An 18,609-nucleotide genomic window follows, 5' to 3' on the forward strand; every position below is an offset into this window, starting at 1 on the left:
CCCTATCGAAGTGCGCTGCGCGCGTGGGGGATGCCGCTACGTCTCGCGTGGCACGCTCGGGTCTTGCATGATGATTGTGTGAACGAACGATCTATGGAGCATCCCCATATGGGTCTGGCGGCGTCTACGGTCGGGTCCGTCACGGTGCTGTCCGTCCACGGAGACGTCGATCTGTCCAGTGCGCCGCTGCTCGAGGAGTACGCGTTCCGTCTGCTCGACGACGAGCCGGGGAGTCTCGTCGTCGATCTCACGGACGTGCAGTTCCTCGCGTCGACGGGCATGGCGCTGCTGGTGGAGTTGTCCAGACGTACAGCGGGTCGTGCCGGTTTCGCGGTGGTGGCGAACGGCACGGCGACGGCCCGCCCGTTGGAGTTGCTGGGTCTGTGCGAGATGTTCACGGTCCGAGCGAGTCTGGACGAGGCGCTGACGGATATCGGTGGTGAGCGCGCGCGTTGCCGGGAGTGACTTCCTCCGGCGCACCGGATTTCGGACCGGTGCCGGGTTCGACGCCGGCAGCCGACGTCGCGTCGGGTGCCGTGTTGTCGTTGTGCGATGTGCCGGCGGATGCGGCGCGGATCGCCGGGGCGCGCCGTGCGATACATCGCTGGTTGGGTGCATTGCCGGTCGGTGACGATGTCGCGGCCGATGTGGTCGCCGCGTGTTACGAGGCGATGGCGAACGTGGTGGAGCACGCGTACCGGGATCGTGCCGGTCCGGCGACGCTGGAGGTGGCGGCGGAGTTCCGGGAGGCGGACCGCCGCTTGACGGTGGCGGTCACCGATCGGGGGTGTTGGCGTGCGGTTCCCGCCGATGTGGATCGGGGCACGCGCGGTCACGGTCTGGCCCTGATCCGTCTGTTGTCGTCGGAGGCTGTCGTGGATCCCGGTCCGGGCGGGACGCGTGTGACGATGACCTGGCGGATGTGATCGGGCCGCACCGCCGTTCCCGCGACCCGAACTGTTTCCCGCGGCCGCAACAGCAGCCGCGGGAAACCATTGGAACCGCGCCGACCGGACGGGAGGACCCGGTCAGCCCCGCGCGAGCGCGGCGATCGCCGGCGCGAGTTGCGCCAGCGCCCGCCCGCGGTGTGACGCGGCATCCTTCTCCTGCGCCGACAGCTCGGCGCAGGTGCGCGTCCCGCCTTCCGGCAGGAAGATCGGGTCGTAGCCGAATCCGTTGTCGCCGCGTGGTTCCCGAACGATGTCGCCGCGCCACTCGCCGCGCGCGACGGTCATCGTCACGTCGTCACCGGTGGGCACCGCGAGGGCGCAGGCCGACACGAATGCGGCGCCGCGCCGGGCATCGGGTACGTCCTCGAGTTGCGCGAGGACGAGCGCGGTGTTGGCGTCGTCGTCACCGTGGCGTCCGCTCCACCGTGCCGACAGCACACCGGGCATGCCGCGCAGCGCGTCGATCTCGAGACCGGAGTCGTCGGCGACGCACGGCAGGCCTGTCGCGAGGGCGCCGTCGCGGGCCTTGGCGACTGCGTTCTCCTCGAAGGTGGCGCCGGTCTCGGGGGCCTCCGGGTAGGGCGGGACCGCGTCGAGGCCGACGAGGTCGACCCCGTCGATCCCGGCGGAGTCGAGTACCCGCTGCAGTTCGCGGAGTTTCTTCGCGTTGCGGCTCGCCACCAGCAGTCGCACGCTCATCTCACGCCCCGAACTTCTTCTTCGCCGGTTCGGCGGTTTCGGGGAGCACACCCGGGTAGGGCTGCGCGAGGACGTCACGCTGGATGCGGCACAGTTCCTCGATTCCGCCGAGCGCGGAGTCGAGCAGCTTGTCCAGGGTGCTGCGCGGGAATGTGGCGCCTTCGCCGGTTCCCTGGACCTCCACGAGGGTTCCGGTGTCGGTGGCGATGACGTTCATGTCCACCTCGGCGCGCGAATCCTCCTCGTACGGCAGGTCGAGGCGGACCCGGCCGTCGACGACGCCGACGCTCACGGCGGCGATCTGGCAGGACAGCGGCTGCGGATCGGCGAGGCGCCCGGCGGCGCGCAGCCACGTCACGGCGTCGGCGAGTGCGACGTAGGCGCCGGTGATCGCGGCGGTGCGGGTTCCGCCGTCGGCCTGCAGGACGTCGCAGTCGAGGGCGATGGTGTTCTCGCCGATCGCCGCGAGGTCGATGCAGGCGCGCAGGGACCGGCCGACGAGCCGGCTGATCTCCTGGGTGCGGCCGCTGACCTTGCCCTTGACCGATTCGCGGCTGTTGCGGGTGTGTGTGGCGGCCGGGAGCATCGCGTATTCGGCGGTCAGCCAGCCCAGACCCGACCCCTTGCGCCAGCGCGGAACTCCCTCTTCGACGCTCGCCGTGCACATCACGCGAGTGTCGCCGAATTCGACGAGTACCGAACCCGCCGGGTGGGATGTGAATCCACGGGTGATACGGATGTCGCGGAGTTGGTCGTCGGCCCTGCCGTCTTCTCGTGTCGTCACCCGACCGAGCCTAGGCGATGGGCGATGGACCTTCAGATGCGGTGGACGTCGCCCGACGTGACGGCGTGTACCGGCCCGTGGAACTCGGCCTTCGCCTCGGCGATCACGTCCTCGCGGGACGTCCACGGCGGAATGTGGGTCAGGAGCAGTTCGCCGACACCGGCGAGCGCGGCGACCCGGCCGGCTTCCGTCCCGGACAGGTGGATGCCTTCGGGGCGTACCCCGGGGTCGTGGGTCCATGACGCCTCGGACAGCAGCACGTCGGCTCCGCGCGCGAGATCGACGACTTCGTTGCACATGCCGGTGTCGCCGGTGTAGGCGAGGACTCGGCCGGAGTCGCTGGTGATGCGGAATCCGAATGCCTCCGGCGGATGGTTCACGCGGACCGGCAGGATGGTCAGTGCGCCGAACCGGAACTCGCCGCGGTCGGTGATGGTGCGCACGTCGAGGGTGTCGCAGATGTCGTCGTTCTCCCCCGCGACCTCCGCCGACGCGACACCGAGTCGGTGCGCGCATCCGGTGGGTCCGTAGAGCGGTGCCCGCCCTTCGGGAGCGTTCGGTGAGTACCGCCGCCACACCAGCAGCCCAGGGATGTCGAGGCAGTGGTCGGCGTGCAGATGCGACAGCAGGATCGATACCTCGCCCGGGTCGGCATACCGCTGCAGCGCACCGAGAACTCCCGGACCGAAATCGATGACCAGCGGCGGGGTGTCCGGGGCGGTGAGGAGATAGCCGGATGCGGGTGAGTCCGGCCCGGCGACACTGCCCGAGCACCCCAGAACGGTCATGCGCATACGGGTCATGCTGCCATGCCGATGGTCCCGAATGAAGGGTGCGGGGGTTTTCGGCGTGGACTCACAGTCACAGTGGTTGTGTGATGCACCGATCGGTGTCCGTGGACCACGTGATCCCCGTCGCCCGGACACGGGCGGAACGCGTCGGTGTCAGCGTATCGGCTGCGGTGTCGTGGGGGTCCCGCGTGTGCGCGTGTCCGACGACAGCGTCCACGCCGCGAGGACACCTCCGACCGCGCCGAACAGGTGCCCCTGCCAGGAGATCTGCGGATCGCTGGGCAGCACACCCCACAGCATGCCGCCGTAGACGACGAACACGACGACACCGAGCAGGATCTGGCCGACCCGGCGGGTGAAGATCCCGCGGACGATCAGGTAGGTGAGCCACCCGAAGACCAGTGACGACGCACCGATGTGGTTCTGGCCGGACCCGGCGAACAGCCAGATGCCGACGCCCGCGACGACCCAGATGATCGCGGTGGCGGCCAGGCCCCGCCCGATCCCCGACAGCAGCACCAGGAATCCGAGGACGAGCAGCGGAACGGTGTTGGCGGTCAGGTGCGCCCAGTCGGCGTGGAGGATCGGTGCGAACAGGATCCCCCAGAGTCCGTCGGGTGTGCGCGGCTCGACCCCGGCGGAATCGAGGTTCGCGGGCAGGATCGCGTCGGCGAACTCGACACCGTAGAGGAACACGGTGAATCCGCCGATCCACAGCGCCGCGCGCTGCCAGGTCGGCCGGTTGTCGCGGTCGGGTCCGGTCGGGATCGTCATGGGTCCATTGTGCGCGCCCGCGTGTGTCCAGGGTGCGCGCCGCGTGGCTCAGGCGCGGAACGCGCTGGGGAAGACGTCGCGGTAGGTGGGGATCCCGGCGATGGAGGTGGCGGACAGGACGGCGTCGACGACGGCGCGGCGGACGACGTCGGTGGCGGCCGCGCATACCGCGGCGAGCACCGGCAGGTCGGCGGGGAACGCGTCGGGGACGCCGCCGGACGGGGCCGGCCGGGCGGTGCCGGTGGACATGGCGAACAGGGTGTCGCCGTCGAGTGGTGAGTGGACGGGCCGGATCGCGTGGGCGAGCCCGTCGTGTCCGGCCACCGCGACGCGCCGGCAGGCGGCTTTCGACAGGGGGGCGTCGGTGGCGACGAGCCCGATGGTGGTGTTCAGGACGGTGCCCTTGTCGCCGAGGGCCCGGGCCGCGGCGATGTCGACCTCGGCGGGTGGGCGCAGTCCGCGGTCGGTGGCGCCGCGCGCGGTGACGCCCCAGGGCAGTCCGCTGTCGGGGTCGAAGACGGACCCGACGGGGTTCGCCACGACCAGCGCCGCGACGGTGACGCCGGCCGCGGCGCCGTGCGTGAGATGCGCGCTGGCGGTGCCGACACCGCCCTTGAGGATCCCCGCGCGGGCTGCGGTACCGGCGCCGACGCTGCCGGTGGGCAGCGTGTCGGCGGTCGCTGCGGCGGCGGCCGCGTAGCCGTCGTCGGCGGAGGGCCGGGTGTTCCAGTCTCCGACGGGGAGGTCGAAGATCACGGCGCCGGGCACGATCGGGACGACGGCGCCGGGCGCGCCCATGGGGATGCCGCGGCCGTGTTCTTCGAGGTAGCGCATGACGCCGTCGGCGGCGGCGAGTCCGTAGGCGCTGCCCCCGGTGAGCAGTACCGCGTCGATGCGCTGGACGGAGTGGGACGGGTCGAGCAGGTCGGTCTCGCGGGTGCCCGGTCCGCCGCCGCGCACGTCGACTGCGGCGACGGCGGTACCGTCGGCGATCACGACGGTGCAGCCGGTGGCCGATCCGATGCCGGGGTTCGTCCCGTCCGCGACGGTGACGTCGGGGTCGAGCAGTTGCCGGTGACCGACCCGCAGTCCGACGATGTCGAGGAGTGAGTCGGTGGGCCCGGGCCGCGGCGCGGTCACGGCATCAGGGCCTGCACGAGCGAGTCCTGCATCCAGGTGAGCCAGTGGTAGACGTCGAGGTGTGGCGCGCGGGGGTCCTCGGAGTCGAGGGTGTCGGGGGTGTCGGCGTCGATGCCGAGCGTGGTGCCGAGTGCCAACCGCACGTCGTTGAGCCCGTACAGCCATGCCTCGGCCTGTTCGGGGTTGAGGACGACCTTGCCGCCGTCCTCGGGCACGGTGCGCAGGATGACGGCGCCGGCGGCGAGTTTCGCGTCGATGATGCCGGGTTCGTGGAGGCTGCGCAGTGCACCGTTGAGGTCGCCCGAGGTGTCGTCGGGGTGGGTGTTTCCGTCACCGTCGGGCCGATGGAAGTCGGGGAGCAGCCGCGCGAGCGCCGGCACGTCGGGCGGGGTCGGATTGCCGGTGCGCAGCCCGGTCAGTTCGGCCAGGTCGTCGTGCGGGGTCTGTGCGGCGCGGTCCTCGAGCATCCCGAGCACGGACGCGACGAGCGACCGCAGCACCGACGCCTCGTGACCGTCCATCTCGGAACGGAGTTTGGGTCCGCTGAGCGAGTTCTTCCGGGTCCACTGCCGCACGTCGGTCCGGTCCTCCTGTGATGGCTCATTCGTCCCGTTGCATGGTGGCCCACAGCCCGGCGGCGTGGAGCCGTTGCACGTCGTGTTCCATCTTGTCACGTGAACCGCTGGACACGACGGCTCTGCCCTCGTTGTGCACCTTCAGCATGAGTTCGGTGGCCTTCGCCTTGCTGTAGCCGAACAGCTTCTGGAAGATGAACGTCACGTAGTGCATGAGGTTGACGGGGTCGTCCCACACCACGGTGACCCAGGGCCTGTCGACCAGTTCGACTTCTTCGACGATCTCCGCTTCGGCGGGCATCGCCTGACCGGCACCCATCGCTCGGACGTCGGGCGGGCTTGTCGTGGAACACGGCGCCATGTGTCCAGGGTACGACGTTCGCTCGAGTCGCAGAACCGCCTCCCCCGGTCTCGTTCTAGAGTGGGCGGATGGCTGTCACCACCGGCGGTTCGACGACCGCCAGCACCGCACTGTTCACCGACAAGTACGAGTTGACGATGCTCGAGGCGGCGCTGGTCGACGGGTCCGGCCACCGTCCGTGTGTGTTCGAGCTGTTCGCGCGTCGACTGCCGGCGGGTCGCCGGTACGGGGTGGTCGCGGGGACGGCGCGGCTCGTCGAGGCGCTGCGCGGGTTCCGGTTCGGGGACGCCGAACTGGCGGTCGCGGAACGGTTTCTGCGTCCGTCCACGGTGGAGTGGCTGCGGACGTTCCGGTTCTCCGGGGACATCGACGGGTATCGGGAGGGCGACTTCTATTTTCCGGGGTCGCCGATCCTGACGGTGCGCGGCACGTTCGCGGAATGCGTGCTGCTGGAGACGTTGGCGCTGTCGGTGTTCAACCACGACAGTGCGATCGCGTCGGCGGCGGCGCGGATGGTGGCGGTCGCGGACGGGCGGACCCTCATCGAGATGGGGTCGCGGCGCACCCACGAGGAGGCGGCGGTCGCGGCGGCGCGCGCCGCGTACCTGGCGGGTTTCGATTCGACGTCGAATCTGGAGGCGGCACGTCGCCACGGGATCCCCGCCGCGGGTACGGCTGCGCACGCGTTCACCCTGTTGCACACCACGACGGACGGTCGGGACGAGGCGTCGGCGTTCCGCAGTCAGGTCGAGACACTCGGGGTGGGTACGACGCTGCTGGTCGACACGTACGACATCACGCAGGGGGTGGCGACGGCGATCGAGGTGGCGGGCCCGGAGTTGGGGGCGGTGCGCATCGACTCGGGTGATCTGGGTGTCCTCGCCCGCCAGGTGCGTCGGCAGCTCGACGACCTGGGTGCGCACCGCACCAGGATCGTGATGTCGGGTGATCTCGACGAGTACGCCATCGCCGGGTTGCGTGCCGAACCGGTCGATGGGTACGGGGTGGGTACGTCGCTGGTGACGGGTTCGGGGGCACCGACCGCGGGCATGGTGTACAAGCTCGTCGAGGTCGACGGCCTTCCGGTCGCGAAGCGCAGCGCGGCGAAGGAGTCGCGTGGCGGTGCGAAACGGGCGGTGCGGTACGCACGGCGCAGCGGAACCCTCGTCGAGGAGGTCGTGTTCCCGGCGGACGCCGACGTCCCCGACGGTGCGGGAACCACGCTGCACGAGTTGATGGTGCCGCTGGTGCGCGGCGGCGCCCCCGTCGACGGTCTGCCTACCCTGGAGGAGAGCAGGGAGTTTCTGCGCCGCGGATCGGTGAGCCTGCCGTGGGAGGGGTTGACGTTGTCGGCCGGTGATCCCGCGATCCCCACTCGGTTCGTGACCGCGGATGCGTGAGGAGTGAGGGCGATGCGTGCGTTGATCGTGGTCGACGTCCAGAGCGATTTCTGTGAGGGCGGTGCGCTCGCCGTCGTCGGGGGTTCCGCCGTCGCGGCGGGGGTGTCGCGGCTGCTCGCCGACGAGCACGCGCGGTACGCGCACGTGGTCGCGACCCGCGATCACCACGTCGACCCGGGTGCCCACTTCTCCGACGAACCGGACTTCGTGGACTCGTGGCCACCGCACTGCCGGGTGGGGACTCCGGGTGCGGCCTTCCATCCGGATTTCGATGTCACGCGGGTGGAGGCGGTGTTCTCCAAGGGGGCGTACGAGGCCGCGTACTCCGGCTTCGAGGGCACCGACGACACCGGCACGTCCCTCGCCGACTGGCTCCGCGGGCGCGGGGTCACCGAGGTCGACGTGGTGGGCATCGCCACCGATCACTGTGTCCGCGCGACCGCGTTGGACGCCGCGGGAGCGGGGTTCGCCACGCGGGTGCTGCTGTCGCACACCGCGGGGGTCTCGGACGTGCAGGTGGCCGCGGCGCTCACCCGGATGCGGGAGGCCGGTGTCACGCTGGTCGGTGAGGTCGCCGCCGGGACGTGACGGTGGTGGCCGCTACCCTGGCCCGGTGCCCGAACTCCCCGATGTCCCCGATCTGCTCCGCACCGCGGTCCACGCCCTCGGCGGGAAGGAACGGCGCAATCAGCTGACGATGGCGTCGGCGGTCGCGCACTGCATCGACACGGGTGAGCATCTGGCGGTGCAGGCGGGCACCGGCACCGGTAAATCACTCGCCTACCTGGTGCCGAGCATCCGGTACGCGGTGCGCACGGGCCGCACCGTGGTGGTGTCGACCGCCACCATCGCGCTGCAACGCCAGCTCGTCGACCGTGATCTTCCGCGCCTCGCGGATGCCCTCACCGAATCGTTGGGGCGCCGGCCCCGCTTCGCGATCCTCAAGGGGCGCGGCAACTATCTGTGTCTGAACAAGATCCACACCGGGCTGGCTGCCGAGCCGCCGGGCGACGCGGAACTGTTCGACGCGTTCGCGCTGTCGCGTCTGGGCCGGGAGGTGCGGCGGGTCACCGAGTGGTCGTCGAGCACCGACACCGGTGACCGCGACGATCTGTCCCCGGGGGTCTCCGATCAGGCGTGGCGTCAGCTCAGCGTCACCGCCCGCGAATGCCTCGGCCGGACGCGCTGCCCGGTCGGCGACGACTGCTTCGCCGAGATCGCACGGGCCGAGGCCGCGCAGGTCGACGTGGTCGTCACCAATCACGCGCTCCTCGCGATCGACGCGATCACCGGGATCTCGATCCTGCCCGAACACGACGTCGTGGTCGTCGACGAAGCCCACGAACTCGTCGACCGTGTCACCGGTGTCGCGACCGCCGAACTGTCCGGCGGGTCCGTGTCGGCCGCTGCGCGGCGGTGCACGAAGCTCGTCGAGGACGAGGAGGTCGACCGGCTCGAGGCGGCGGGTGAGAGCTGGGCGTCGCTGCTCGACGCACTGCCCGCGGGTCGGTGGGATTCGATCGACGAGGGTGTCGCGGCGGCGCTCGCGTCCATCCGTGATGCGGCGTGGGCGGTGCACACCGCCATCGGGCCGGCGAAGCCGGGCACCGACCCGGAGGTCGCGGCGGCACGCAGCCAGGCACTCGCCGAGATCGACGAGGTGCACGACTGTGCGGTGCGGGTGCTCACGTCGTTCGCCGAACCCGATCCGGCGCAGCGCAGGGACGTGGTGTGGCTGGCGGCCGACGAGATCCGCGGTGCGGTGCGGCGCACGGTGCGTATGGCGCCGTTGTCCGTCGGCGGGCTGCTGCGCGCACGACTGTTCGACGAGTCGACGACGGTGCTGACGTCCGCGACGCTCACGGTCGGCGGATCGTTCGACGGTCTGGCCGCCGAGTGGGGGCTACCGCCGCAGGAACCGGCCCGCAGCGACACCGGTGCCGCGTCGGGCGCGGAGCCCCCGTCGGATTCGGGCGGTACGAAATGGAATGCGCTCGATGTGGGTTCACCGTTCGACCATGCGAGGTCGGGGATCCTCTACATCGCGCGGCACCTGCCGCCCCCGGGACGCGACGGGCCGGTTCCGGCGCATCTCGACGAGATCGCCGAACTCGTCACCGCCGCCGGTGGTCGCACCCTCGGATTGTTCTCGTCGATGCGCGCCGCGAAGGCCGCGACCGAGGCGTTACGCGACCGGCTCGACACCCCGATCCTGTGCCAGGGCGAGGACGCGACGGGCGCGCTCGTCGAGAAGTTCGCCGCGGACGAGGCGACCTCCCTGTTCGGCACCCTGTCGCTGTGGCAGGGCGTCGACGTCCCCGGCCGGTCCCTGTCGCTGGTGATCATCGACCGGATCCCGTTTCCCCGGCCGGACGATCCGCTGCTCACCGCGCGGCAACGCGCCGTCGAATCCCGCGGGGGCAACGGTTTCATGGCGGTCGCCGCGAACCACGCCGCGCTGCTCCTCGCCCAGGGCGTCGGCCGGCTGTTACGCAGCACGGACGACCGCGGTGTCGTCGCCGTGCTCGACTCGCGGCTCGCGACCGCCCGCTACGGCGGCTACCTGCGGGCGTCGTTGCCGCCGTTCTGGGAGACCGCGGATCCGGCGGTGGTCCGCAGGTCTCTCGACCGTCTCTGTTCGTGACTCGTGCGGGTCGTCACGGCAGGGCGACCAACCCGAGTTCGGCGGGCGTGGCCAGCAGGTCGTGCCGCGGCAGCACCCGCACGGTGTAGCCGACGGCACCGGCCAACGGCAGGGCGACGTCGGCGGCGAACACCTCCCCGAGCGGATCCGCGCCCGTGTGGATCATCGTGACGGTCACGGGTTCGGTGAGCGTGTCGTCCTGCCCGACCTTGCCGATCACCGCCTGCACCTGCACGTCGTCGGGTGTCAGGTCCCCGAGTCGCACGTGGGCGGTCAGCCCCAGCCGCGACCCGATCTCGGGGCTCTCGGGCAGCCCGTCGCTGTCGACCTGCGCGACCCGCACCGACGGCCACGCCGCGTCGACGCGGTGCCGGTACTCGGCGAGTGCCTTCGCACCGGCGTGATCGTCCGCGGTGACCGCCCGGGCCGACCGCGCCGCCGGCGTGTAGTAGTCGACGGCGTAGTCGCGGACCATGCGGGACGCGAGGACCTTCGGACCGAGGTTCTCGAGGGTGTGCCGCACCATCTCGATCCACCGGGTGGGTACACCGGCCTCGTCGCGGTCGTAGAAGCGGGGCAGCACCGACCGCTCGAGCAGTTCGTAGAGCGCACCGGCCTCGAGGTCGTCGCGGCGTTCGTCGTCGACACCGTCCGCGGTGGGGATCGCCCAGCCGTTGCCGCCGTCGAACATCTCGTCCCACCAACCGTCGCGGATCGACAGGTTCAGCCCACCGTTGAGCGCCGACTTCATGCCCGACGTGCCGCACGCTTCGAGGGGGCGCAGCGGATTGTTCAGCCACACGTCGCAGCCCCAGTACAGGAACCGGGCCATCGACATGTCGTAGTCCGGCAGGAACACGATGCGGTGCCGCACGTCGTGCCGGTCGGCGAACCGCACAACCTGCTGGATCAGCCCCTTGCCGCCGTCGTCGGCGGGGTGGCTCTTGCCGGCGACGACGAGCTGCACCGGGCGGTCCTCGTCGAGGAGGATCGTGCGCAGCCGCTCCGGGTCGCGCAGCATCAACGTCAACCGCTTGTAGGTGGGGACACGCCGCGCGAATCCGACGGTGAGTACGTCCGGGTCGAACACGCCCGACACCCAGCCGAGTTCGGCCTCGGTGGCGCCGCGTTCGAGCCACGACGCGCGGACGCGTCGCCGCACCTCGTCGACGAGCCGGGCGCGCAGGGTGTTGCGGGTGGACCACAGTTCGGCCGGGTCGACGGTCTGCAGCAGTTCCCAGCCGCGGGCCTCCTCGACCCGGTCGGGGCCGGCGAGCCGGTTCGCGAGCGAGATCCATTCGCGGGCCGCCCACGTGGGTGCGTGCACCCCGTTGGTGACGGAGCCGATGGGGACCTCGGCGGCGTCGAAACCGGGCCACAGCCCTTCGAACATGTGGCGGCTCACCCGGCCGTGCAGCCGCGACACTCCGTTGCAGCGTTGCCCGAGACGCAACCCGAGGTGCGCCATGTTGAACACGCCGGGATCGTCCTCCCGGCCGAGCGCGAGGATCCGGTCGACGGTGAGCCCGGGCAGCAGCGCCGACTCGTTCTCTCCGTTGGGTCCGGAGAAGTAGTGCCGGACCAGGTCGATCGGGAAGCGGTCGATGCCCGCCGGCACGGGTGTGTGCGTGGTGAACACGGTGCCGGCGCGAACGGCGGCGAGGGCTTCGTCGAAATCCAGTCCGGTGGTGGTGACGAGTTCGCGGATGCGTTCGGCGCCGAGGAAGCCGGCGTGCCCCTCGTTCATGTGGAACACGTCGGGGTCGGGGAGGTCGTGGATGCGGGTGTAGGCGCGCACGGCGCGGACTCCACCGATGCCGGCGAGGATCTCCTGCCGGATGCGGTGGTCCTGGTCGCCGCCGTACAGCCGGTCGGTGACACCGCGCAGGTCTTCGTCGTTTCCGGCGATGTCGCTGTCGAGGAGCAGCAGCGGAACCCGGCCGATCTGCGCGATCCACACGCGTGCGTCGAGGGTGCGGCCGCCGGGGATGTCGACGCGGACGAGGGCGGGGGTGCCGTCGGTTTCGGTGAGCAGACGCAGCGGCAGGCCCTGCGGGTCGTAGGAGGGGTAGTGCTCCATCTGCCAGCCGTCGGCGCTGAGCGACTGCCGAAAGTACCCGGAGCGGTACAGCAGGCCCACACCGATCAGGGGTAGTCCGAGGTCGGACGCCGCCTTGAGGTGATCGCCCGCGAGGATGCCGAGCCCCCCGGAGTAGTTGGGCAGGACCTCCGAGACCCCGAATTCCATGGAGAAGTAGGCGATGCCGTCGGGTACGTCGGCGCCCCGCTGTTGTTGCTGCTGGAACCACCGGGGTCGCGACAGATAGTCGTCGAGGTCGGCGGCTGCGGCGTCGAGGCGGGCCACGAAATCGTCGTCCTCGGCGAGCGCGTCCAGGCGGGCCGCGGGCACCTCCCCGAGGAGACGCACCGGGTCGTGCGCCGCGCGATCCCACAGCTCGGGGTCGACGGACGCGAACAGATCCTGGGTGGGCGGATGCCACGACCAGCGCAGATTGGTGCTCAGTGCTCCCAGCGAGGTCAACCGCTCGGGGAGGTGGGCTCGGACGGTGAACCGACGCAACGCTTTCACGCGGGGAAGCCTACCCACCGGACGGGGTCGTCGCCGACCGGCGCTCCACGGCGACATCCGATGTTCACACCAGGACCATCATTCCCCACCGGACGACCGGACGCCGAGCGGCGCCTCGTTTACGGTTGGTACGAACTCGACGCTTCCCTACCTCCCGAACGGAGAACACGTGAACGGTCGTCTGGCCATCGACGACGTCCGACCGGCACTCGACGGTGGACGTTGCCCGACCAAAGCGGTGGTCGGCGAGGTGGTTCCCGTGTCGGCGGTGGTGTGGCGGGAGGGTCACGACGCCGTCGCGGCGACCCTGGCCGTGCGCGGGCCGGCCGACGACCCCGACACGGCGGGTAGGTTCGCCCGGATCCCCATGTCGCCCGGCCACCTGCCCGACACCTTCCAGGCGGTGTTCACACCCACGAGCCCCGGCCTGTGGACGTATCGGGTGGAGGCATGGTCCGATCCGGTGTCGACGTGGCGTCACGCCGTGCACGCGAAGCTCGACGCCGGGCAGGGCGCGGAGGATCTCGCGAACGATCTCGAGCTCGGCGCCCGGTTGTTCGAGACGGCCGCGCGGTCGGTGCCGCGCGGCAGCCGCCCGTCGCTGCTCGCGGTGGCCGCGACACTGCGGTCCGATCGATCGTTGCCGGAGCGGGTGGCGCCCGCATTCGGACCCGACGTCACCGAGGTCCTGCGGGCGCATCCACTGCGCGAACTGGTCACCCGCGGTCGTGCGCAGACGGTGCTCGTCGACCGGCGCCGAGCACTGTTCGGGTCCTGGTACGAGTTCTTCCCCCGGTCGACGGGCGGATGGAACGACGACGGCACGCCCCGGCACGGCACGTTCGACACTGCCGCCGCCGATCTTCCGCGGATCGCCGCGATGGGGTTCGACGTGGTGTATCTGCCGCCGATCCATCCGATCGGGAAGATCAACCGCAAGGGTCCGAACAACTCCTTGGTGGCCGGTCCCGGGGATGTGGGTTCGCCGTGGGCGATCGGGTCGGACGAGGGCGGTCACGACGCGATCCATCCGGAACTCGGCACCGACGACGACTTCCGCCGGTTCGTGGCGCGCGCCGGTGAGCTCGGGATGGAGGTCGCGCTCGACCTGGCGTTGCAGTGCGCACCCGACCATCCGTGGGCGATCGAACACCCGGAGTGGTTCACAGTGCTCCCGGACGGGACCATCGCGTACGCGGAGAACCCGCCGAAGAAGTATCAGGACATCTATCCGCTGAACTTCGACGACGACCCGGACGGTCTCGCCGCCGAGGTGCTGCGGGTGGTGCGGCACTGGGTCACCGCGGGCGTGAAGATCTTCCGGGTCGACAATCCGCACACGAAACCCCCGAACTTCTGGCAGTGGCTGATCGAGGAGGTCAAGTCCACCGACCCGGACGTGCTGTTCCTGTCGGAGGCGTTCACCCGTCCAGCCCGCCTGTACGGGCTGGCGCGGCGCGGTTTCACCCAGTCCTACACGTACTTCACATGGCGGATCGCGAAGTGGGAGCTCACCGAGTTCGGCCGTGAGATCGCCGCGAAGGCGGACGAGGCCCGCCCCAACCTGTTCGTGAACACCCCGGACATCCTGCACGAGTCGTTGCAGCACGGCGGTCCCGGCATGTTCGCGTTGCGCGCGGCGCTGGCGGCGACGCTGTCCCCGACGTGGGGTGTGTACTCGGGTTACGAGCTGTTCGAGCATGTGGCGGTGCGTGACGGCAGTGAGGAGTACCTCGATTCCGAGAAGTACCAGTTGCGTCCCCGCCGGTTCGACGACGCGCGACGCCGCGGCGAATCCCTCGAACCGTGGATCACGGCGCTCAACCGGATCCGTCGTGCTCATCCGGCGTTGCAGCAGCTGCGCAACATTGCGTTCCACCACGTCGACAACGAGGCGCTGATCGCCTACTCGAAGTTCGATCCCGTCACCGGCGACGCGGTGCTCACGGTCGTCAACCTGAATCCGCACGGCGCGGAGCAGGGCAACATCTGGTTGGACATGCCGGCGATCGGCCACGACTGGCACGACCAGTTCACGGTGCACGACGAGGTCAGCGGCGAGCAGTATCACTGGGGTCGCTCGAACTTCGTGCGGCTCGAACCGTGGCGGGCGGTCGCGCACATCCTGGTGTTGCCGCCGATCGGGATCCCGGCCCGCACGGTCCTCGCGTACCGGGAGTTGTCGTGACCACGCGGGGAAGCCGCGGCGGCCCCGCGCGGCGCGACGCGCCGGCGCCCGACGATCTGGCGCGGCTGCTGTCGGGAGTGCATCACGATCCGCACGCGGTGCTCGGCGCCCATCCCCACCCCGAGGGCACCATCTTCCGGGCCCTGCGCCCCGGCGCGGAACGGGTGTCGGTGCGCGTCGCCGGTGTCGATCATCCGCTCGAGCCGCTGGGCGGCGACGTGTTCTCGGCGTTGGTGCCCGTGCACGACCCGGTCGACCACCGCCTGGTGGTGACGTATCCGTTCGACTACACGGTGGTCGTCGCCGACGGATACCGCTTCCTGCCGACGCTCGGCGAACTCGACCGGTATCTGATCGGTGAGGGCCGCCACGAACGTCTGTGGGAGGTGCTGGGTGCGCATCCGCGCAGCTACGACACCCCCGACGGCACCGTCACCGGTACGTCCTTCGCGGTGTGGGCGCCGGGTGCGCGCGGCGTCACGGTCCTCGGCGACTTCGACGGCTGGGGTGGGCGTACCGCACCGATGCGGGTGCTCGGGTCCAGCGGCGTGTGGGAACTGTTCGTTCCCGACGTGGGTCCGGGTGAGCTGTACAAGTTCCGGGTGCACGGGCGTGACGGGTCGGTCCGCGACAAGGCCGACCCGATGGCGTTCGCCACGGAGGTTCCCCCCGCCACGGCCTCCCGGATCACCGTCGGCACGCACGTGTGGCGTGATGGCGACTGGATCGAGGCCCGCGCTGCACGGCAGCCGCATCAGGAGCCGATGAGCGTGTACGAGGTGCATCTCGGGTCGTGGCGTCCGGGGCTGGACTATCTCGAACTCGCCGACGCTCTCGCCGAGTACGTGACCGGCACCGGGTTCACCCACGTCGAACTGCTGCCCATCGCGGAACACCCGTTCGGCGGATCGTGGGGTTACCAGGTCACGTCGTACTATGCGCCGACCGCCCGGTTCGGGACACCCGACGATTTCCGCGAGTTCGTCGACCGGCTGCACGCGGCGGGCATCGGGGTGATCGTCGACTGGGTTCCGGCGCACTTCCCGAAGGACGACTGGGCGCTCGCGCGGTTCGACGGCAGCGCACTGTACGAACACCCCGACCCGACGCGCGGTGAGCAACTCGACTGGGGTACGTACGTGTTCGACTACGGCCGGAACGAGGTGCGGAACTTCCTCGTCGCGAATGCCCTGTTCTGGGTCGAGGAGTTCCACGTCGACGGTCTGCGCGTCGACGCGGTCGCCTCGATGCTGTACCTGGACTACTCACGACCGTCCGGTGGATGGACACCCAACGTGTACGGCGGCAGGGAGAACCTCGAGGCCGTGGCGTTCCTCCAGGAACTGAACGCCACCGTGCACAAACTCCATCCGGGTGTCGTGACGATCGCGGAGGAGTCGACGTCGTGGCCGGGCGTGACACGGTCGACGAACGTCGGCGGCCTCGGATTCTCCATGAAATGGAACATGGGTTGGATGCACGACACCCTGGGTTATCTGGCGCACGATCCGGTGCACCGCATCTACCACCATCACGAGATCACGTTCTCGCTGATGTACGCGTGGAGCGAAAACTTCGTGCTGCCGATCAGTCACGACGAAGTGGTGCACGGCAAGGGCACGCTGTGGACGCGGATGCCCGGCGACGACCACACGAGGGCCGCGGCGCTGCGCGCGTTCCTGGCATACATGTGGGCGCATCCGGGGAAGCAGTTGCTGTTCATGGGTCAGGAGTTCGGGCAGGTCTCCGAGTGGTCGGAGGAACGCGGACTGGACTGGTGGCAGCTCGACGAGCCGCACACCGGGGAGCTGCACCGGGGTGTTCGTGACCTGGTCACCGACCTGAACCGGCTCTATCGCGAGCACCCCGCGCTGTACACCCTGGACACCTCCCCGGGTGGCTACGCGTGGATCGACGCGAACGATGCGCGCAACAATGTGCTCAGTTTCCTGCGGTACGGGCACGACGGTTCCGTCGTGGCGTGTCTGTACAACTTTTCGGGCACCACCCATTCGGACTATCGTGTCGGTCTACCCGAACCGGGCACGTGGGGGGAGATCCTCAACACGGATGCGGTCGCCTACCGCGGCGGTGGGGTCGGCAACCTCGGCTCCGTCGAGGCCGCACCCCGGTCGTGGCACGGCCGGCCCGCGTCGGCTCGGGTGACGCTTCCCGCTCACGGCGCGATCTGGTTGTCGCCGCAGCGGTGAGCACCGACTGCGACGACGGGACGGGAGCGGACAGGACGTGGAAATCGGACGGCTACGGGCGTGCGCGGTGGTGGTCCTGGCCGCGCTGACCGTCGCGGCATGTGCCCACGAGATCGAGGGGACGGCCGTCTCGATCTACGACGACCCGTTCACGGTGGCGGGTCTGCCGGTCGATTCGGGTCCGAGCGGCCCCCGCGACGGGGTGCCCGACGCGGACGTCGTCGTCGACAACACCGACGGGGGCGACATCGACACGCTCATGGGCAACGCCGTCGCCGACATCGAGTCGTTCTGGAGGCAGCAGTACTCCACCATCGCGCGCGGCGACTTCGACCCCGTCGACACCCTCGTGTCGTGGGATCCCTCGCAGCGGCGCGGCCCGAAGTTCTGCGGCGAGACCACCTACGACTTCGTCAACGCCGCGTACTGCAGTCGCGGCGACGCGATCGGCTGGGACCGCGAGTTCCTGGTGCCCCAGCTCGTGGAGAGTTTCGGTCCGATGTCGGCGGTCACGGTGCTGGCCCACGAGTACGGGCACGCCATCCAACACAAGGCGGGTCTGGTCGCCGACGACGATCCCGGCATCGTGTTCGAACAGCAGGCGGACTGTTTCGCCGGCGCGTTCATGCGGCATGTCGCCGAAGGCCGATCCGAACACTTCCGGCTCAACACCTCCGACGGCCTCAACAACGTCCTCGCGTCGATGGTGCTGTTCCGCGACAGCGATCCCAACGATCCCGATTCGATCCACGGTTCCGCGTTCGAACGGGTCACCGCCGTGCAGATCGGATTCACCGACGGCGTCGCGGGCTGCCCGCGGATCGATGCCGACGAGATCGAGACGCGCCGGGCGGACCTGCCGCAATATTTCGACGGCAGCGACGACGGCGAACTCGAGGTCACCGCGGACTCGGTGCAGATGCTCTTCGATTCGTTCCGGTTGGTGTTCGATCTGGAGGACCCCCCGACGCTCGACCTGTCGGGCTACGATCTCGGCTGCACCGACGCCGCTGCGACGGCACCGGTGTCGTACTGCCCCGCCACCAACACCGTCGGTATCGACATCGTGGCGCTCGCCGACCGCGGCGCACCCGACCGGTCACCGCGCGCCGAGTTCAGCGTCGATGTGCGCGGCGACTACAACGCGTACGTCCTCGTCGCGTCACGTTTCACCCTGGCGGTGCAGAAGGAGGCGGGGCTCGGCCTGACCGACGCCAGGACGGCGCTGCGCGCCGCCTGCCTGGCCGGGGTGATCAGTGCCGCGCTCAGTCCGTCGAGCGAGCTGGCCGCGTCGACGGGGCCGAACGATCGGATGGTGTGGTTGTCCCCCGGCGACCTCGACGAGGCCGTGTCGGGTCTGCTCAGCGACGGTTTGGCGGCGAGCGACGTCAACGGTGCGACCGTGCCCAGCGGGTTCGCGCGGGTCGATGCGTTCCGGACCGGTGTGCTCGGCGGCGAGTCGTCGTGCACCGGCCGCTACCGCTGACGATGCAGCGGTAGCGG

Annotated in this window: 16 protein-coding genes; 8 read left to right on the forward strand and 8 right to left on the reverse strand. The window is 70.2% G+C overall.

What is annotated here, in order from left to right; genetic code table 11:
* Nucleotides 1–93 precede the first annotated feature (93 nt).
* Together LDQ05_RS10385 and LDQ05_RS10390 are read left to right on the forward strand one after the other, a co-directional pair.
* On the forward strand, nucleotides 94–465 hold the full coding sequence (locus tag LDQ05_RS10385) for an STAS domain-containing protein (RefSeq protein WP_226436882.1): 372 nt from the start codon (nucleotides 94–96) through the stop codon (nucleotides 463–465).
* Nucleotides 462–926 (forward strand): ATP-binding protein, encoded by a 465-nt coding sequence (locus LDQ05_RS10390; protein ID WP_226436883.1) that lies wholly within the window; start codon nucleotides 462–464, stop codon nucleotides 924–926. Before LDQ05_RS10385 ends, LDQ05_RS10390 begins: the two co-directional genes overlap by 4 nt.
* Nucleotides 927–1,028: 102 nt before the next feature.
* Here LDQ05_RS10390 and rdgB read toward each other — a convergent pair whose 3' ends face one another.
* The 7 genes from rdgB to clpS form a co-directional block, all read right to left on the reverse strand.
* Nucleotides 1,029–1,649: an RdgB/HAM1 family non-canonical purine NTP pyrophosphatase gene (gene rdgB, locus LDQ05_RS10395; RefSeq protein WP_226436884.1), complete on the reverse strand. Its 621-nt coding sequence runs from the start codon at nucleotides 1,647–1,649 to the stop codon at nucleotides 1,029–1,031.
* A 1-nt stretch (nucleotide 1,650) separates the two neighbouring features.
* Nucleotides 1,651–2,433: a ribonuclease PH gene (gene rph / locus LDQ05_RS10400; RefSeq protein ID WP_226436885.1), complete on the reverse strand. Its 783-nt coding sequence runs from the start codon at nucleotides 2,431–2,433 to the stop codon at nucleotides 1,651–1,653.
* A gap of 32 nt (nucleotides 2,434–2,465) precedes the next feature.
* A complete protein-coding gene (locus LDQ05_RS10405; RefSeq protein ID WP_226436907.1) occupies nucleotides 2,466–3,227 on the reverse strand; it encodes a cyclic nucleotide-degrading phosphodiesterase in 762 nt (253 codons plus the stop codon).
* A 150-nt stretch (nucleotides 3,228–3,377) separates the two neighbouring features.
* The gene (locus LDQ05_RS10410; RefSeq protein WP_226436886.1) at nucleotides 3,378–3,998 is read right to left on the reverse strand and encodes a rhomboid family intramembrane serine protease; all 621 of its coding nucleotides are present in this window, start codon (nucleotides 3,996–3,998) and stop codon (nucleotides 3,378–3,380) included.
* A gap of 48 nt (nucleotides 3,999–4,046) precedes the next feature.
* A complete protein-coding gene (locus LDQ05_RS10415) occupies nucleotides 4,047–5,138 on the reverse strand; it encodes a P1 family peptidase (protein ID WP_226436887.1) in 1,092 nt (363 codons plus the stop codon).
* The gene (gene aosR / locus LDQ05_RS10420; protein WP_226436888.1) at nucleotides 5,135–5,713 is read right to left on the reverse strand and encodes an oxidative stress transcriptional regulator AosR; all 579 of its coding nucleotides are present in this window, start codon (nucleotides 5,711–5,713) and stop codon (nucleotides 5,135–5,137) included. The genes LDQ05_RS10415 and aosR overlap by 4 nt, the downstream gene beginning before the upstream one ends.
* Before the next feature lie 25 nt (nucleotides 5,714–5,738).
* Complete coding sequence (gene clpS / locus LDQ05_RS10425; protein ID WP_226436889.1) at nucleotides 5,739–6,074, reverse strand: ATP-dependent Clp protease adapter ClpS; 336 nt, start codon at nucleotides 6,072–6,074, stop codon at nucleotides 5,739–5,741.
* A gap of 68 nt (nucleotides 6,075–6,142) precedes the next feature.
* Between clpS and LDQ05_RS10430 the strand changes: the two genes are divergently transcribed.
* From LDQ05_RS10430 to LDQ05_RS10440, 3 genes are read left to right on the forward strand one after another with little or no spacing between them, the layout of a single operon-like run.
* The gene (locus LDQ05_RS10430) at nucleotides 6,143–7,474 is read left to right on the forward strand and encodes a nicotinate phosphoribosyltransferase (protein ID WP_226436890.1); all 1,332 of its coding nucleotides are present in this window, start codon (nucleotides 6,143–6,145) and stop codon (nucleotides 7,472–7,474) included.
* A 12-nt stretch (nucleotides 7,475–7,486) separates the two neighbouring features.
* Nucleotides 7,487–8,062 carry an isochorismatase family protein gene (locus tag LDQ05_RS10435; protein ID WP_226436891.1) on the forward strand — a complete coding sequence of 192 codons (576 nt, stop codon included), beginning with the start codon at nucleotides 7,487–7,489 and terminating at the stop codon, nucleotides 8,060–8,062.
* Between the two features lie 25 nt (nucleotides 8,063–8,087).
* Entirely contained in the window at nucleotides 8,088–10,118 is a 2,031-nt protein-coding gene (locus LDQ05_RS10440; protein WP_226436892.1) for an ATP-dependent DNA helicase, read from the forward strand.
* A gap of 13 nt (nucleotides 10,119–10,131) precedes the next feature.
* On the opposite strand, the gene glgP is transcribed toward LDQ05_RS10440, so the two are convergent.
* Nucleotides 10,132–12,708: an alpha-glucan family phosphorylase gene (gene glgP / locus LDQ05_RS10445; protein WP_226436893.1), complete on the reverse strand. Its 2,577-nt coding sequence runs from the start codon at nucleotides 12,706–12,708 to the stop codon at nucleotides 10,132–10,134.
* A 169-nt stretch (nucleotides 12,709–12,877) separates the two neighbouring features.
* Here glgP and LDQ05_RS10450 point away from each other — a divergent pair, with 169 nt between their 5' ends.
* From LDQ05_RS10450 to LDQ05_RS10460, 3 genes are read left to right on the forward strand one after another with little or no spacing between them, the layout of a single operon-like run.
* Nucleotides 12,878–14,896: an alpha-1,4-glucan--maltose-1-phosphate maltosyltransferase gene (locus LDQ05_RS10450; protein ID WP_226436894.1), complete on the forward strand. Its 2,019-nt coding sequence runs from the start codon at nucleotides 12,878–12,880 to the stop codon at nucleotides 14,894–14,896.
* Nucleotides 14,893–17,106 carry a 1,4-alpha-glucan branching protein GlgB gene (glgB, locus tag LDQ05_RS10455; protein WP_372461075.1) on the forward strand — a complete coding sequence of 738 codons (2,214 nt, stop codon included), beginning with the start codon at nucleotides 14,893–14,895 and terminating at the stop codon, nucleotides 17,104–17,106. The genes LDQ05_RS10450 and glgB overlap by 4 nt, the downstream gene beginning before the upstream one ends.
* 37 nt (nucleotides 17,107–17,143) lie before the next feature.
* Nucleotides 17,144–18,592 carry a neutral zinc metallopeptidase gene (locus LDQ05_RS10460; RefSeq protein ID WP_226436895.1) on the forward strand — a complete coding sequence of 483 codons (1,449 nt, stop codon included), beginning with the start codon at nucleotides 17,144–17,146 and terminating at the stop codon, nucleotides 18,590–18,592.
* Nucleotides 18,593–18,609: the final 17 nt, after the last annotated feature.

It is taken from the genome of Rhodococcus yananensis, from assembly GCF_020515525.1.
GTDB classification, from domain to species: domain Bacteria; phylum Actinomycetota; class Actinomycetes; order Mycobacteriales; family Mycobacteriaceae; genus Rhodococcus; species Rhodococcus yananensis.

What these genes read in the sequence shown, in the direction of transcription:
- LDQ05_RS10385 (WP_226436882.1), top strand. Translation starts at nt 94, where the DNA reads ATGGAGCATCCCCATATGGGTCTGGCGGCGTCTACGGTCGGGTCCGTC.
- rdgB (WP_226436884.1), bottom strand. Translation starts at nt 1,649, where the DNA reads ATGAGCGTGCGACTGCTGGTGGCGAGCCGCAACGCGAAGAAACTCCGC.
- LDQ05_RS10405 (WP_226436907.1), bottom strand. Translation starts at nt 3,227, where the DNA reads ATGCGCATGACCGTTCTGGGGTGCTCGGGCAGTGTCGCCGGGCCGGAC.
- LDQ05_RS10410 (WP_226436886.1), bottom strand. Translation starts at nt 3,998, where the DNA reads ATGACGATCCCGACCGGACCCGACCGCGACAACCGGCCGACCTGGCAG.
- clpS (WP_226436889.1), bottom strand. Translation starts at nt 6,074, where the DNA reads ATGGCGCCGTGTTCCACGACAAGCCCGCCCGACGTCCGAGCGATGGGT.
- LDQ05_RS10430 (WP_226436890.1), top strand. Translation starts at nt 6,143, where the DNA reads ATGGCTGTCACCACCGGCGGTTCGACGACCGCCAGCACCGCACTGTTC.
- LDQ05_RS10435 (WP_226436891.1), top strand. Translation starts at nt 7,487, where the DNA reads ATGCGTGCGTTGATCGTGGTCGACGTCCAGAGCGATTTCTGTGAGGGC.